General features: G+C 69.9%; 11 protein-coding genes. 3 read left to right on the forward strand and 8 right to left on the reverse strand.

The window, feature by feature from the left end:
* Window positions 1-9: 9 nt before the first annotated feature.
* The 4 genes from NK1_RS12425 to NK1_RS12440 all read right to left on the reverse strand — a co-directional run bounded on the left by NK1_RS12425 (window position 10) and on the right by NK1_RS12440 (window position 5,742).
* Window positions 10-2,073, reverse strand: coding sequence for a neutral/alkaline ceramidase (locus NK1_RS12425; protein WP_157104236.1), 2,064 nt, complete (start codon window positions 2,071-2,073; stop codon window positions 10-12).
* 111 nt (window positions 2,074-2,184) lie between these two features.
* Window positions 2,185-4,608, reverse strand: coding sequence for a beta-glucosidase (locus tag NK1_RS12430; protein ID WP_245660461.1), 2,424 nt, complete (start codon window positions 4,606-4,608; stop codon window positions 2,185-2,187).
* Window positions 4,609-4,668: 60 nt separating this feature from the next.
* Complete coding sequence (locus tag NK1_RS12435) at window positions 4,669-5,133, reverse strand: nitroreductase family deazaflavin-dependent oxidoreductase (protein ID WP_063008690.1); 465 nt, start codon at window positions 5,131-5,133, stop codon at window positions 4,669-4,671.
* 9 nt (window positions 5,134-5,142) lie between these two features.
* A complete protein-coding gene (locus NK1_RS12440) occupies window positions 5,143-5,742 on the reverse strand; it encodes a TetR/AcrR family transcriptional regulator (protein ID WP_063008691.1) in 600 nt (199 codons plus the stop codon).
* 188 nt (window positions 5,743-5,930) lie between these two features.
* Here NK1_RS12440 and NK1_RS12445 point away from each other — a divergent pair, with 188 nt between their 5' ends.
* On the forward strand, window positions 5,931-8,009 hold the full coding sequence (locus tag NK1_RS12445; RefSeq protein WP_063008692.1) for an acyltransferase family protein: 2,079 nt from the start codon (window positions 5,931-5,933) through the stop codon (window positions 8,007-8,009).
* Here NK1_RS12445 and NK1_RS12450 read toward each other — a convergent pair.
* Genes NK1_RS12450 through NK1_RS12460 form a run of 3 tightly spaced genes read right to left on the reverse strand, consistent with a single transcriptional unit; the run spans window position 7,936 to window position 11,913 of the window.
* Entirely contained in the window at window positions 7,936-8,913 is a 978-nt protein-coding gene (locus NK1_RS12450; RefSeq protein WP_063008693.1) for a glucosyl-3-phosphoglycerate synthase, read from the reverse strand. The two genes, NK1_RS12445 and NK1_RS12450, sit on opposite strands and share 74 nt — an antisense overlap.
* A gap of 10 nt (window positions 8,914-8,923) precedes the next feature.
* Entirely contained in the window at window positions 8,924-10,492 is a 1,569-nt protein-coding gene (locus tag NK1_RS34985) for an ArnT family glycosyltransferase (protein ID WP_063008694.1), read from the reverse strand.
* Window positions 10,489-11,913 carry a condensation domain-containing protein gene (locus NK1_RS12460; protein ID WP_063008695.1) on the reverse strand — a complete coding sequence of 475 codons (1,425 nt, stop codon included), beginning with the start codon at window positions 11,911-11,913 and terminating at the stop codon, window positions 10,489-10,491. Before NK1_RS12460 ends, NK1_RS34985 begins: the two co-directional genes overlap by 4 nt.
* Before the next feature lie 249 nt (window positions 11,914-12,162).
* Here NK1_RS12460 and NK1_RS12465 point away from each other — a divergent pair, with 249 nt between their 5' ends.
* On the forward strand, window positions 12,163-13,209 hold the full coding sequence (locus NK1_RS12465) for an alpha/beta hydrolase (RefSeq protein WP_063008696.1): 1,047 nt from the start codon (window positions 12,163-12,165) through the stop codon (window positions 13,207-13,209).
* Here NK1_RS12465 and NK1_RS12470 read toward each other — a convergent pair.
* The gene (locus NK1_RS12470) at window positions 13,206-14,090 is read right to left on the reverse strand and encodes an IclR family transcriptional regulator (RefSeq protein ID WP_063008697.1); all 885 of its coding nucleotides are present in this window, start codon (window positions 14,088-14,090) and stop codon (window positions 13,206-13,208) included. The two genes, NK1_RS12465 and NK1_RS12470, sit on opposite strands and share 4 nt — an antisense overlap.
* 71 nt (window positions 14,091-14,161) lie before the next feature.
* Here NK1_RS12470 and NK1_RS12475 point away from each other — a divergent pair, with 71 nt between their 5' ends.
* The gene (locus tag NK1_RS12475) at window positions 14,162-15,616 is read left to right on the forward strand and encodes a hypothetical protein (RefSeq protein WP_063008698.1); all 1,455 of its coding nucleotides are present in this window, start codon (window positions 14,162-14,164) and stop codon (window positions 15,614-15,616) included.
* Window positions 15,617-15,684: the final 68 nt, after the last annotated feature.

The raw sequence follows: 15,684 nt of genomic DNA on the forward strand, positions 1-15,684 counted from the left end.
AGCAGGCGCTCAGCCCACGGTGAATTCGGCGGTGGTGCCGGTGAACGGGACGGTCGCCGCGCCGTCGCGGCGGTCGCCGCGGTATTCGATGCGATAGCGCCCCGGTTTCGCATCGGCGGGCACGGTCCAGTGGATGGCGACGCGCGAGGCCTCCGGCTGGCCGGGCGGGCGTGACCAGTGCAGTTCGGTGCACCAGTCGTTGTCGTCGAATACCGCGCGCCATTGCTCACCCTCGGCGCGCTGTACCTCGAAATAGCTTCCGCCGGTGTGGAAATCGTTGGCGGGGTGGGCGCCGCAGAACTCGGCCGTCACCGTATCGCCGTGTCCGTAGCCGGGTTTCGGCGCGGTGATCACCTCACCGAACGCACGTCCGGTCATCGGCGCATCGGCCGGTACCGGCGGCAGCAGATTCGGCTGTATGCCCGCCGTCCAGTCCAGCGGGGCCGGGCCGCGGCCGAGATCGACGCGCGCGGCCACGGCGCGGGCCAGACGATCGAATTCCTGCACATAGGCGGGCAGCGTCCAGCGACCGTACAGCGTTTCCCCGCCCTCGTACTGCTGAGAGGCGTACTCCTCCGGCGTGGTCACATAGCCGCAGTAGCCGTTCGAATAGCCTTGCAACAGAACGTTTTCCAGCGGCACGGACAGTGCGTGCGCCACCACCCGCCGGATGCGCAACCCCGAGACCACCGTGTATTCCGCCGGACCCGAGGCCAGCACCAGATCGCCGATGCGCAGAATCTGGATCGGCACCGTCAGCGGCACCCACGGGCGCGGCGGCAGCACACCCAGCGGCGCCACGATCAGTTTGGGCGCCTGCACATCTCGCATCCACTGCTCGATGGGGCCGTCCAGTCCGCCGAGCGCCGCGACGACCGGATCCGCATTGCCTTCCTGCAGGAACGACAGCTGGGTCTTCCAGTTGTCCTCCGAACTGGTCGCGGCGGCCGCGGCGCCCATCATGGGGGGCGCGGTGCGCGCCGGTTTGCCGTCGGGAGTGTAGGACCCGTCGATGGCGATGTCGGCCATGTTCAGATAGCGCAGTGCCGCATCGACTCCTCCGGTGCGCATCGGCCGCGCCGCATCGAAAGCCGCACGGCCCGCGCGGTATTGACGCTCGCCGATGAGAGAGCAGTTGAGCCGGTTGTCCTCGGTGGGCCCGGACGGATGCCACGGCGTGAGGCCGATGTTCGGCGTCATGTCGCCGGCGTTGGTCTGCGCGAACGCCGCCACGAAACCGGGCTTTCCGGCGCCCGGGCGCACACCCATCTCGTCGTGTTCCCAGCGATAGCTGGCATAGCCCTTGTTGTCGGCCGAGATCAGCGTATTGGCGTCGGTGAGCGAGGTTCCGTGCGTCGCGAACCAGGTGATCGCACCGATGTCGTTGCCGCCCTGCCGCAATCGCAGCACCGTCACCTGCGGATCGATCGCATTCGGGAAGGCGGCCTTGTCGTCCGGCGGGTTGAGGTCGAAGGCGACCCGGGAGCGGTTGGCCGAGGCGTCGTGCAGTTCGCCGTGGCCCAGCGACAGTGTGCCCGGGGCCAGATTCTCGTGCGCCGCGACCAGGGCCGCGACGATGCCGTCCACTTCGGCCTGATGGGAGTTGTTCTGAAAGCCGTATGCGGCAAGGGAGTACGCGTACTCGCGGGCGGTGCCGCCGCACGAATTGTGATTGTGGGTGGCGTTGAGGTTGACGTTGCGCTCGGTGTACAGCGCACCGAACCGCTGTGCCAGCCGCTGCATCACGGCCAGATGCACCGACTGGAACAGGCAGGCGATATCCGCGTTGACGAAGGCCACCCGCTCACCGCTGACCCGGTCGACCACGATGTAGGCGCGCGCCCAGGTGCGCATGAGCAGCCCGGTCGCGACCTGGTCGAGTTCGGAGTAGCCCATCATGCCCTGACCGGCGACCGCGCCCGTGACATCGGCGATGCCCGCGCCGACCAGATATCCCGCCTCGTCACCGGTGACCCGGATCGGTGCCGCCCCCGCGGAAGCGGTGGCCCCCATACCCGCGGCCACGGCCGCGGTCACGGTGCCGGCCAGCATCGATCGCCGGGTAAACGTCACTGATCGCTCCTTCGATTCCGGCCGCCACGCTGCGACCGCCTCGTCCAACCGTGCACCGGAGATTACTGGTCACTCGTCCAGTACGCTAGCCCCGATTTCGTGGCGTGCGGGTTACTCGATCGGGGCAGTCAGGGGAAGCGCGATCACCGAGGTGCCGACGTGCACGGTGAAGGCCCCGGGTTCGGTGTCCCAGCCCGCATCCGTCCAGTGCTGGAACGCCCGCTGCGGCAGCGGAATCCGCACGCGGCGCACCCCGCCCGGTTCGGCGGTCACGGTGGCGAAGGCCGCCAGCCACCGCACCGGCCGCTCGATCGCACTGTCCTCCCGCGACAGATAGACCTGCACGACCTGCTTCCCGATCCGCTCACCGATATTGGCCACGGTCACCTCGACATCGTGGCCGTCCACCGCGAGATCGCTCAGTTCCCATACGGTGTAGCCCAGTCCGTGGCCGAACGGGTACGCCGGCTGTACACCGGCACGCAGCCAGCCGCGGTAGCCGATGTGCACACCCTCGTCGTAGGTCAGGGTGCCGTCGGCGGCCGGGGTGGTGTCACGGACCGGCACGTCGGCGAGTTCCTTCGGCCAGGTGGTCGGCAGCCGGCCGCCGGGTTCGGCCGCGCCGGTCAGCACATCGGCCAGCGCGGCGCCGAATTCCTGACCGGGGAACCAGGACAGCAGCACCGCCGCCACCTCGTCACGCCACGGCATCTCCACGGGCGCACCGGAATTCACGACCACCACCGTGCGCGGGTTGACGGCGGCGACAGCGGCGACCAGGTCGTTCTGGCGGCCGGGCAGCGCCAGCGTGGTCCGGTCGCGGCCCTCGCTCTCCAGCTGTTCGGTGGTGCCGACGACCACCACGGCCACCTCGGCCCGGCGCGCGGCCTCGACCGCCGCGGCGAATTCCTCCTCGGGTGCGCGCTCCGGCCGCGCCACGACCAGGCCGACGCCGAGAATCATGCCCAGCCCCGCGGCCGCCGCCGCACCCGAACCGACCGTGATCCGGACGTCGACCTCCTGACCGGCGGCGAGTTCGCGCTCGACGAAGCGTTGCGGCGGATCCAGCAGTGCGGCAACGGGATCCGAGCCCTCGAAGGCGATCTCGGTGTCGATCGCGGGCGCGCCGTCGAGTTCCACCACGCAGTGACCGAGTGCCGCGACACCGAGCCGCCACTCACCCGCGACATCCGCGCGCAGCCGCGCGCGCAGTTCGATCGCCGACGCGGCGGCCGCGTGCGGATCACCGAACAGCACCAACCGGCCCGCCGTGCGGTGCTGGGTGTCGAGGACACGGTCGCCGTCGAGGTAGCGCAGGCACAGTCCCGGCGTCTCGGTGGCCGGGTCGGTGACCAGTTCCAGCGGAACGGGAATCAGGTCGTCGCCGGTGCGCACACCCGGTGTGTGGGTGACCGGCAGCACCGCCGACAGACCCTCGACCGGTGTGACGGTGTGGTCGGGGATCACGGTCGCACTGCCGCCGCCCATGTACCGCGGCTGCGCGGCGGCGGGCCCGAGCAGCGCCACCGAGGTCTGCGGTGGCAGCGGCAGCACACCGTCGTTGTGGACCAGCACCATCGCGGCCGCGGCGGCGCGGCGTACCAGATCGTGGGCCTGTTCGGCGGTGAAGTCCGGCACCGGCCGGGGTTCGTGCGGGGCCAACCCGCCGACGCGATCGGCCAAACGCAGGATGCGCCGGACCTTGTCGTCGATCGCGGACTTCGGCACGGTGCCGGCCGCGAGCGCGTCGGCGAGGGCCGAACCCCACAGCGGCGACGGGCCCGGCATGGCCAGGTCGGTGCCGCGCGCGGCGCCTTCGGTACTCCGCACGGCGGTCCAGTCCGAAACGACCACGCCGTCGAATCCCCAACTGCCCTTGAGAGGTTCGTCCAGCAGCGGTGATTCGGTCATGGTGGTGCCGTCGACGCTGTTGTAAGCGGCCATCACCATCCACGCGCCGGCCTGCACCGCGCGTTCGAACGGATACAGATACAGCTCGTGCAGGGCGCGCGCGGCGACGCGGACGTCGACGGTGAAGCGGTCGGTCTCGGAATCGTTGGCCACGAAGTGTTTCGGGCAGGCGGCGACGCCGTGTGCCTGCACCGCACGCACATACGCGGCCGCGATCTCCGCGGTGAGCATCGGATCTTCGGAGAAGCATTCGAAATGCCTTCCGCCGAGCGGTGATCGGTGCAGGTTCACGGTGGGCCCGAGGACGGCGTAGACGTTCTTCTGCCGGGCCTGCGCCGCGATCAGTGCCCCGATCTCGGCGAGCAGGTCGCGGTCCCAGGTGGCGGCCAGTGCGGTTCCGGACGGCAGGCTGATCGAGGGATCACGTTCGTCCCAGTTCTCGCCGCGCACACCCGACGGCCCGTCCGAGACCGGCATCTCCGCGAGGCCGATCGCGGAATCCCCCGCCATGCGGAACATTCCGGCGCCGGAGATGAGTCGTAGTTCGGCCGCCGGATCCAATTGTGTTGCCAGCTGCTCGATCCGGTCGTCCATCGGGTGCCCCGTTTCGTCTCGACTGCGCATCGGCCTCGACGCTACGGGATATCGGCGGGTCGGCGCCGTACCGGCCGCCGCGCGTCGGGGCTACCGCAGCCGCAACCGGACCATCGGTAGCGTGTCGACCGGCGCGCCGGTCGCTCGTTCGATCACGGCGCGCAGATTCTGCCAGGCCTTCGGATGCTCGCGCATGTAGTGCGCGAGCACCGCCGCCGATTCGGCCTCGGTCATCGCTGTCGCGGTCGCCGGCACCGCGCGGCGGGTCCCGACCCACAGGCGGACCTTCGATTCGGCCTGGATGTTGCGGTACCACTGGGCGCGGGTGCCGAAGCCGGACACGATGACGTACTCGCGCGGGTCCGGGCGGTCGACCACCTCCAGCACGACGTGCCGCTTCGCACCGCTCGTGCGGCCGATGTGTTCCATCATCAGCAGCCGTTGCCCGAAGACGAAGCCGAGACCCGCGCGGTACAGCCCGATGGGCGCGCGGACCAACGCCCGGGTGTGCAGCGCCCGCGCACCCAGCCCTGCGGCGAATTCGGTGAATGCCATGGTGGTCTCCTAGTCGAAGTTCGGTCGGGACCGCCCGTCATCGGGACCGGCCCGGACGCCCGCGATGCGCAGCAGCGGCGTCGCGAGGTCGAGCTCGCGCAGTCCCGGATCGATGAGCCGATGCAGCACCAGGCCGTCCAGCGCGGCCACCAGCACGACCGCGGTCGCCTCCGGATCGGAGACGGATCGGTCGGCGCGCAGCCGGGCGACGATCGTGGCGCGGAATTCGGCGAGGACGGCGGCCAGGCCGTCGCGCAGCCGTTCGTGCCGCGTGGCGGCGAGCAGCATCTCGCTGAACACGCGGGTGTCGGCGCCCGACTCGTCGTAACCGCCGATCAGCGACAGCAGGGCGGTGAGGCCGGCCGCGGGATCACCGAGTAGGTCCGCGGGGACGTCGCCGGCCAGCCGCCGCATCATTCGCAGCGCCGCGTCGATCAGCAGATCGTCCACCGAGCGGAAGTGATAGTGCACCAGCCCGGCCCGCACCCCGGCCCGTTCCGCGACGAGCCTGGTCGTCACCGCTCCCCAGCCGCGCTCGGCGATCAGCTCCGTCGCGGCGTCCATCAGCCGGGTCCGCGTCTCGCGGCCTTGTTCTTCCGCGGTGACCATCGCACCTCCTTGGACGTTCGCCTTGGGCGAATGACCAAACTGTAGCGCGGCATTGGCAGTGGTCACAAGAGGCCGTCGACTTGCCGGACGCCACGCTCGCGGAGTTGGTCCCGGGTAAGGACGGTGTGATAGGGAATTGTCGTGTCATGCACCCCTTCCGTTCATCCCGTCTACGCCGACGCGACGTCATGCCCGCGACGGTGACGGAGGCGGCCGTCGATCGCGCGCGAGCGGTCGACTACCGCCGGGACCTGGACGGATTGCGGGGACTGGCCATCGCGCTGGTGGTGGTGTTCCACATCTGGTTCGGCCGGGTGTCCGGTGGGGTGGACATCTTCCTGGTGCTGTCGGGCTATTTCTTCACCGGATCGCTGCTGCGCCGGGCCGGATCCGGGGAGGTCGGCATCGGCCTCACCCTGCGGCGTACCGCGCGCCGGCTGCTGCCCGCGCTCGTCACGGTGCTCGGTGCCGTCGTCGTGGCGACCGTCACGCTGCGGCCGTACACGCAGTGGGGTGATCTGGCCGGCCAGACCCTGGCCTCGCTGCTCTACTACCAGAACTGGCGGCTGGCGACGACCTGGTCGGACTATCTGGCCGCCGATCCCTCGGTGAGCCCGCTGCAACACCTGTGGTCGATGTCGGTGCAGGGGCAGTACTACATCGCGGCCCTGCTCGTGGTGGCCGCCACGGTATGGGTGTGCCGTCGGCTCGGGCGCGAGCGCGCGGTGCGGCCGACGCTGGCGGCGGTGATCGTCGTCGCCACACTCGCCTCGTTCCGCTACGCCGCGCAGGGGTCGGCGACCCATCAGGGCTGGAACTACTACGACAGCGCCGCCCGGGCGTGGGAACTGCTGGTCGGCGCCGGATTGGCACTGGCCGCCGCCTCGCTGCGCGTGCCGCGGGTCGTACGGGCGGTGCTGGCGGCCGCGGGCCTGCTGGTGGTCGCGGTGGGTGGCTGGATCACCGACGGTGCGAATCAGTTCCCGGGGCCGCCGGCGCTACTGCCGGTCGGTGCGGCCGTGGCGTTGATACTCGCCGGCGCCGGGGTCGGGCCCGAGCACCAGCCGCGGCTCACCCGGCTTCTGGCCTCGCCGCCGCTGGTCCGGCTCGGCGATCTGGCCTACTCGCTGTATCTGTGGCATTGGCCGTTGCTGATCTTCCTGCTCGCCGAACGCGGCGGCTCCCGCGCCGGGGTGACCGGCGGCGCGGCGGTGATCGCCGTCTCCCTGGTGCTGGCCTACCTCACCCATCGCTACATCGAGCAGCCGCTGCGCCTGCGTCCCCGGCAGGAGACGGACGCACCGATGTTCGGACCGCGATATCGCCGCACCGCCGGGGTCGCGCTGTCGGTGACCGCGGCGGTGGTCGCGTGTGCGGCGGTCACTTGGAGCGCGGTCGTGCAGACGCATCCGCCCCGTGCGGTGGGCGCCCTCGACCCGGTGCAGTATCCCGGCGCCGAGGCACTGGTCGGGGGCGCGTCGGTCCCGCAGGCGCGCATGCGGCCGACGCTGTACGAGGCGCCGGCCGAACTGCCCAGCCCGACCGTCGACGGATGTATCGCCGACTGGGATCACCGCGAGGTCGTCACCTGTACCTACGGGGCGGCCGACGCGCAGCACACGCTCGCGGTGGTCGGCAACTCCCATGCCGAGCACTGGATGCCGGCGCTGCAGCAGCTGGCGGCACAGCATAATTTCAAGATCGTGGTGCATCTGAAGATGGGCTGCCCGCTCACCCTCGATCAGAACGCGATGTACAAGGGCGAACCGAATCCCGATTGCCGCGACTGGTCGCACGAGGTGATCGATCTGCTGGGCAACGAGCGGCCCGAGTGGGTGTTCACCACCGGCACCCGTCCGGTCGACACGGGCGGCGACGAAACCCCGCCCGACTACCAGGATGTGTGGAAAGCTCTGTCCGACAAGGGCATCCGGGTGATCGCGGTTCGCGACACCCCGTGGCTGCGCCGCGACGGTGTGCGCTACCGCGCGATCGACTGCCTGGCCCGCCACGGCGATCGGATCAGCTGCGGCATGCACCGCGCCGATGCGCTCTCACCGGTCAACCCGGCCCTGGACGCCTCCGCCGCCTTCCCGAACGTCTTCCCGATCGACCTCACCGACGCGGTGTGCGAAGGCGATGTCTGCCCGGTGGAGGTCGGCAACATCCTCGTCTATCACGACGAACACCACTTCACCGCGAGCTACGCGCGTTCGCTGGCCCCCGAACTCGGCCGGCAGCTGAGCCCGCTGCTGGGTTGGTGGTGACCAGCGACGCCAGCGGCGGACGCTCGGCCGACGACACCGCAGTCGTCACCCGCCGCCACCCCGTCGCGCCGGGCCGGAACTGGGTCAGCCCCACCCCCGAATCGGCGATGTCGAGGCGCGCGAGCAGTGTCGCGATGATCTGGCGGCTCATCACGGCCAGTTCATGGGTCGGCCGATTGCGGTGGATGCGGACGCCCAGGTCGACCTCGCCGATCGCCGCGCGGCCGTAGCGGTGCAGGGTGTCGAGCACGATGCCGATCTCGACGCCGTAGCCGGGCGCGAACGGAATCTCGGTGAGCAGGGCGCGGGTGGCGGCGTATTCACCACCGAGCGGCTGCCGCACATCGGCCACCTCGGGGGCGAGCGCGGTCAGCAGCGGCCGGGCCACCAGCTGGGTCACCCGCCCGCCGCCGTCGGTGTCGCCGTGCGGATCGTCGCCCAGCGGGCGCCGGTAGAAGCCTTTCACCAGGTGAATGCCCGGATCCCGCAGCAACGGCGCCACCAGCGCGGGCACGAAGCCCGGGTCCGGATCGTGCAGGTCGGCATCGATGAACACGACGATGTCGCCGGTCGTCACCGCCAGCGACCGCCACAGCACCTCGCCCTTGCCCGTCCGCACCGGAACGCCGGGCAGCGCCTGCTCGCGGGTGTACACCGCGCTCGCACCGGCGGCGCGGGCGCGGGCGATGGTGTCGTCGGTCGAGCCGGAGTCGACGACGACCAGTTCGTCGACGAGTCCGCCGACCAGATCCCGGATCGAGCCGATCACGCCCGCGATGGTCTCGCGTTCGTTCAGGGCCGGGATCACGACCGAGACGGTCCGGTCGCCTTTGGCCCGGATCAGGTCGGTCGTGCCGACATCGTGTGCGGGACAGGCCGATTCGGCGGGCGCGGCATACGTCATCGCTATCTCCTCAGATACCCGGGTCCAGAATGTCGGTCGTCAGCTCGGGCCACAGCCGCGCCCACGTGTCGCGCGGCCCGGTGCACCGCCAGATGGTCACGTGGGCATCGATACCGGGGAACCCACGCGGATCGTCGAGCCGGACGAGAGGTTCGACGGTGGAAAACGTTCGGCGCAACCGTGTTTCGGCGGTGTCGGTGTCGACGTAGATGACCGTGGTGGTGCCGGGCGGCGGGCGGCCGAACTCGGCGAAACCGCGATCGGGACTGTAGACCGGCGGTAGTTCCCGCGGCCCGAAACGAGCCAGCGCCGCGGCCTGCCAATAGGTCCGGGTCAGTATCGCGGTAGGGGCGTGATCCGGACCGGCTCGCTCTGCGGCCAGCGACGCGCCCGCGACGAGAGCGTCCCAGCCGGTGGTGCCCGAACCCCGCATGCGCGTGGACAATTCGGCTCGCGTGGTCACCGCCCGTGGCGGGTCGCTCGATGGCCACAGCAGCACAACCGCGAGCGCGATGACGATCGACACCGTCGCGGCGGCGCAGGCCGTGACTCGAGACCATCGCGCGGGCAACCGCTCCACCAGGACGCAGGCACCCGCCGCGAACAGCACCGGCAGCAGCCCGGCAAGGTAGTAGGGACGCCCGCCCGTGAGGGCCACGAACACCACCATGACGCAGACGGCGACGGCCAGGAAGCGGTGATCGCGCAACCGGCGACCCGCGAATCCCCAAGCGGCACAGCCGATCAGCACCACACCCAGCACTCCCGCCATCGTCACCAGCTGCACCGGCAAGCCGGCCGTCCCGCCTGTCGCCGCCCGCTGTTCGTCGCGGATCACCGCGCCCATGGCCAGCTGCGGCCAGCCGTGGCGTTCCTGCCACAGCAGTGCCGGCGCCGCCGACACGGCCGCGATACCGGCGGCGGCCCACAGCGCGGGCCGGCGCACGATCTCCCGCGGCCCGCAGCAGGCGATGCCGACGGCGAATGCGCCCACGACCACCGGCAGCAGCAGTTTCACCTGTAGATCGATCGCCGCGACCACCCCCGCGATCAGCAGCAACCGGTCCGCGCGGGTGCGCACCCAGCGCGCCGACAGCCAGGCGAGAACGGCGACGGCCGTACTGTCGAGGGCGAAGGTCGACAGCGAGGCGGTCTGGGTGACCACATAGGGGCAGCAGGCATATCCGACCGCGGCCAGGGTCCACGCGGCGCGGCCGCCGCCGAACTCCCGCGCCAGCGCCGCGGTGACGACGATCGCCCCCACTCCGGCGAGGATGGCCGGCAGTCGCAGCACGGTCAGGGAGTCGGGCGCGACAGCCTGCGCGGCGCGCGCGAGCAGCGGAATCAGCGGTCCCTGATCGACGTATCCGGCGGCCGCGTGGTATCCGGCGGCGACGAAATACAACTCGTCGCCGAACCAGTCGTACCGCGCGGACCGGGCCACGAGCACCGCCGCCGCGAGGACCGCGACCACGCCGACCCACACCGCGCCGGAAGAGCTGTCGCGACGGGCGACGGCATCGGTGAAACCGTTTCCGGCCGAGGAGGTCTCGCTACGGCTCGGGGCGCGATCGGTCACAGTAATGCGGCATCGACCCGTTCGGTGCCGGTCAGCGCGATATCGCGGCACAGTTTCGTCAGCGTCGACAGATATTGCGCCACCGCCTCGTGCGCCCGCGGAGTATCCGGGAACACCATGCTCAGTTGGGTGATGTCGGGGAAGCGGTTGATCCACAGGTAGACCTCGCTGGAACTGGCCCGGTTGCCGTACAGCCCGCCGTTGATGCGGTCGAACATCTCCGCGCCCGCCATCCGCCGCACATCGACATAGGAGACCATCGGCGCCGAGAACCCGAGCCGGGTGCGGATGCGCGGATCGTCGGCGGCCAGTTCCAGCACCCGGTGCACGCACACCTGTGCCAGCTCCTTCGCCGCATCGGCCTGGGCCTGGGCGCGGCCCACCAGCGATGTGAACGTCTCGTCCGGGCGCACCGCCACCGCGACCGGCACCAGGCTGGTGTACCAGCCGATCGCGCCCTGCTCCCCCGGGGTCGCGCGGGTGTTGACCGGTGTGAACACGAAATATTTGTCCCTGCCGGTCAATTCGTGTTCGGTCAGCGCGATCGCGGCGAACACGCCACCGAGGAACTTCCCGCCGAAGTCCTGGCACACCTGCTCGAATCGCAGCGCCTCCGCCTCCTCGAACAGCGGCACGGTGATCTGTGCGCCGCGGGTGAATCCGCTCGCGCCCGGCGCCACGCCGAGGTCCATCGGGAACGACGGCACCGCGCCGTCGTGGCGGATCAGCAGCTCCAGCCAGCGCTGCACCGGCGCGGAGTCGGTGGTGAGCTTTTCGTTGTAGCTCAGTTCCCGTTCGCAGTAGGCGAGATGACCGTCGACCGGTTCGATGGGGACCTGGCCGCCGGACAGTTCGTTGCCGTAGAGCAGCAGCAGATCCACACACGACAGCGCTTGTCCCACACCGTCGGTGTGCAGGTGGTCCACGGCCGCGTAGACGGTGAAGGAGTCGCCGCGGTCGATGACGCCGAAACCGAAACAGTCCCAATCGAATACGTCGCGCGCACGGCGCTGCACATGGTCGCGGACGGCGTCGCTGTCGGTGATCTCGCCGTAGTCGCACGGCTCGAAATCGATATCGGCCGGGTCGGCGACGTGGCGCGCGATCCGCTCACCGGGTTCGCAGGAGAACCAGCTCCAGAACGTGTCGTGGCGGCGGGCGAACGCGGTGATCGTCCGGGTCATGGCGTCGCGGTCCAGGGGGCTGGGAAAGTCGAAGGCGATCATGCACAGCCGGGATGCGCGAGATCCGCTGTCGCGCTGGCGATATGCCGCGCGCAGATATTCGCGCTGCTGGTACGACGGGCCGACCGGATGTTCCGGGGCGGCCAGGACCGCCGCCCGCGACTGCGCAGTGGGTGCCCAGGCGATGAGTCTGCCGGGCTGCGGATGCCAATCGTCGAAGAAGCCGAAACCGACCATGGAAACCCTCGTTTCGTCCAGATGTGACGACCCGCCGGCGCCGGCCGCGCCGCCGAATCACGCGGACCGAGTCAACGGCACCCGCGCCCATCCGCCAACCGTCGCCGTGGAAGTTTGTGACCTTCCCCAGATCCGGTCGAGTCCGTTAGGCCGCCGGTCCCAACAGTCGGCGCAACACCTTGCGACCGTGACCTTCGCGGGCCTACCTTGACCGCCGTCCGGACCCGACGAAACGAGAGAGGTAGGCGGATGATTCGCCGCTCACTGCCCACCGCCCTGCTGGCGTCGGTGCTGACCGCGGCGCTGTGCGCGACACCCGCGGTGGCCGACGACCCGCCGCCCACCCCGGTGAGCGTCGCCGCGCTCACCGCCGCCGCCGAACCCGCCGCCGACGGCGCGCATTTGCTCGGTGTCGAACAGGAATCCGACGGCATGCTGGATCTGCGCGTGCACTCTGCGGCGATGAATCGCGAGATCGAGGTGAAAGTCCTTCGGGCGCCGGATGGTTCGGCCCCGGCGCCGGTGCTGTATCTGCTCAACGGCGCCAGCGGCGGTTCGGAGGCCAGCAGTTGGCCCGAACAGACCGATATCGTCGACTTCTTCCGTGGCAAACAGGTCACGGTGGTGACGCCGATGGGCGGCAACGGCAGCTATTTCGCCGATTGGCGCGCCGACGATCCCGTGCTCGGCCGGCAGAAGTGGTCGAGTTTCCTCACCGCGGAGCTGCCGCCGATCATCGATTCGGCCTTTCACGGCTCCGGCGCGAACGCGGTGGCCGGCATCTCCATGGCCGGCACCTCCGTGTTCCAGCTGGCCTTGGCCGCGCCCCAGCTGTACCGGGCGGTCGGCTCCTACAGCGGCTGCGCGCGCACCAGCGATCCGCTGGGGCAGGCGTTCGTCGACGGTGTGGTACTGCGGTGGCACGGTGATCCCCTGAATCTGTGGGGTGCGCCCGACGATCCGCTGTGGGCGGCCCATGATCCCTACGTCAACGCGGACCGGCTGCGTGGGCTGGCGATCTACGTCTCGACCGGCAACGGGATACCCGGTCCCTTCGACAATCCGGACGGGCCCGGAATCCACGGCAACACCCGCAAACTCATCGAACAGCTGGTCTACGGCGGCGTGCTCGAGGCCGCCACCCACAATTGCTCGATCGCGCTGCGGGACCGGCTGACGCAGTTGAACATTCCCGCCACCTTCGACCTGCGCGCGAACGGCACCCACTCCTGGGGCTACTGGCAGGAGGACCTGCACCGCTCCTGGCCGATGTTCGAACAGGCCCTGAACCGCTAACCCGCCGCGATTCTCCGTGCGGCGGAAACGGTTTCGCGCACGTACTCGGCGCGCTCGGCCGCGCCGACGGCAGCGCTGAGCGGGCCGATCTGGACCTCCATCGCCACCCGCTCACCGTCGAAGACCGGGACGGCGAGATAGCTGATCGGCAGGGCGCGATCGCTGTCGAGATCGGACCGGCTGTGCGCCGTGCCGCCGATCGTGGCCAGCAGCGCCAGGACCCGCTCCCGCAGCGCCTTGTCCGCGGGCCGGTCGGACAGATGATCGACCACCTCGGCGAGCACCCGCAGCGTCGGCAGACTGGCCGCGTCCAGGCCCCACGCGCAATATCCCAGGGCGCGAACGGTTTCCAGCACCTGCTCGAATTCTGCTCGACGCTCGGGCGGCGCCTGCTGCAACCACGCGCGCTGTGCCGGCAGCCCGGCGTGAGCCAGAACGGCCGCACCCGCCGGGGGGCGCAACGGTATCCGGGTGCCGGCCTCGATTCCGGCCGGGATCAGTCCGGGCCCGCCGGCCACCGCGACGAAGATCACCTCGCTGCCCGCGATGGAGGTGAGGGCGGCGCCGCAGCCCACCCGTTCGGCCAGCCGGCGCAGTTCGGCCTCCACCCGGTCGTGATCGCGCAGGCGATCCCGTAACCGTCCGCCCAGCACGAGCAACGCGGGACCGGGTTCGTAGCCGAGGTCGGGAAGCCGCCGCACCCAACCGGTTTCCTCCAGGGTGCCCAGGATCGCTCCCATGGTGGAGCGACTCAATCCCAGCGTGTCGGCGATTTCCGCCGAGGTCAGCGTGCCGTCGTGCGCGGCGAGCAGTTCCACCGCCGACACCACCCGCCGGGTCGGGGGCGAGCTTTCGGCCCGTCCGGTGTTGCCAGTCGGCACGGGGTCTCCTAACCTGTCGCGATACGAATAATTGAATCATTCGATACGAATAATCATATCGAGGAGTGCTTGTGCGACGTAAGGGCTTTACCGAGGGCGCGATCACCTCGATCGCTGCCGCCGCGGCGGCGATACTGACCATCGGCGCGGGAACCGCGAACGCCGCGTTCGGCCCACCCCCTCCGGTCGATCCGTATCTCGGGCCGGTCGGCACCGCCACCATGCACGGCGATGCGGAATCCTCCGACAGCACTCCGCTGCCGGGCGTCGGTACCGGCGCGGTGAACGCGCAGTTCCGCGAACTGGCCGCCGCGTGCCCGACCATTCTGCAGGGCGCCGACGGCATGCCGCAGGCGTTGTGCACCACCGTCACCGACCGTTCGCCCAAGATATTCCTGCTCGACCCGCACAGCGGTCAGCCGCTCACGTCGCTGTCACTGCCCAAGGGTGGTCTGCTCGGCGGGGTGTACGCCTATCTGGACAATGCCGATCGCATGGTCATGGTCGACGGTGACGACAATCTGGTGCGGGTCGCGCATACGAAGGAGGGCACCGGCTGGAAGCTGGCCATCGCCTCCTCGACTCCCCTCGCCGCCGCGGTGACCGGCCACTGCGGCGGGAACGTCTGCGACAGCGTCGCCTCGCTGATGCCCGATCGCGACGGCCGGGTGTGGTTTGCCACCGCCAACGGCGCGGTCGGTGCCGTCGATCCGAAAACCGGTGCCGCACAGTCGATCGCGCTGCCCGGGGAACACGTCGACAACAGCATCTCGACCGCACCGGAGGGCACCGCGGTCACCACCGATCACGCCACCTACCTGTTCACCGCGGACGCCTCGGGCGCTCCGCATCAGGTGTGGCGCCAGCCCTACGATCGCGGGCGGGCACGCAAACCGGGCCAGCTCAGCTGGGGCAGCGGGGCCAGCCCGACGTTCTTCGGCCCGCGCGACGGTACCGATTATCTGGCGATCACCGATAATGCGGTGCCGCAGGAGAATTTGCTCGTCTACGACACCCGCACCGGCCGAGCGGTCTGCTCGATGCCCGCGGTGGACGGCACCGAGAATTCCCCGATCGGCTCGGGTAACAGCGTCTTCGTGGCGAGCACCTACGGTTACCCGTATCCGGCGCTGCCGGACAACGCCGGTCCGAGTGAACCGGACAAAGCCGACTTTACCGGCGGAATGGTCCGCATCGATGTGAATGCGGACGGTAACGGCTGCACCCGGAAATGGACCAGCGATGTGAAATCCGCTGCGGTTCCCCGGCTTTCCTTGGCGGACGGCAAGATCTACACGGTCGCCCGTAAGAATCAGATCGCCGGCATCGATACCGGCAGCGCCGGAGCGGTGATCGACACCTATCACCTCGTCGCGATCGACGCGGAAACCGGCACGGAGAATTCCAGCCGATTGATCGGCACCAGCACCGTGCACGACACCCTGCAGATGGTCGGCACGATCGCGCCCGGCCGCGTGCAGTACCAGGGCACCACGACCGGGCTGTTCCGGATCACACCGAGCTGAACGACGTTTCGACTGCCACAGGGGCGAGACCGCTACCGGTCTCGCCCCTGTGATTTTTTCGGATCGCT

The sequence above is a fragment of the Nocardia kruczakiae NBRC 101016 genome (genome assembly GCF_001612965.1).
GTDB lineage: Bacteria > Actinomycetota > Actinomycetes > Mycobacteriales > Mycobacteriaceae > Nocardia > Nocardia kruczakiae.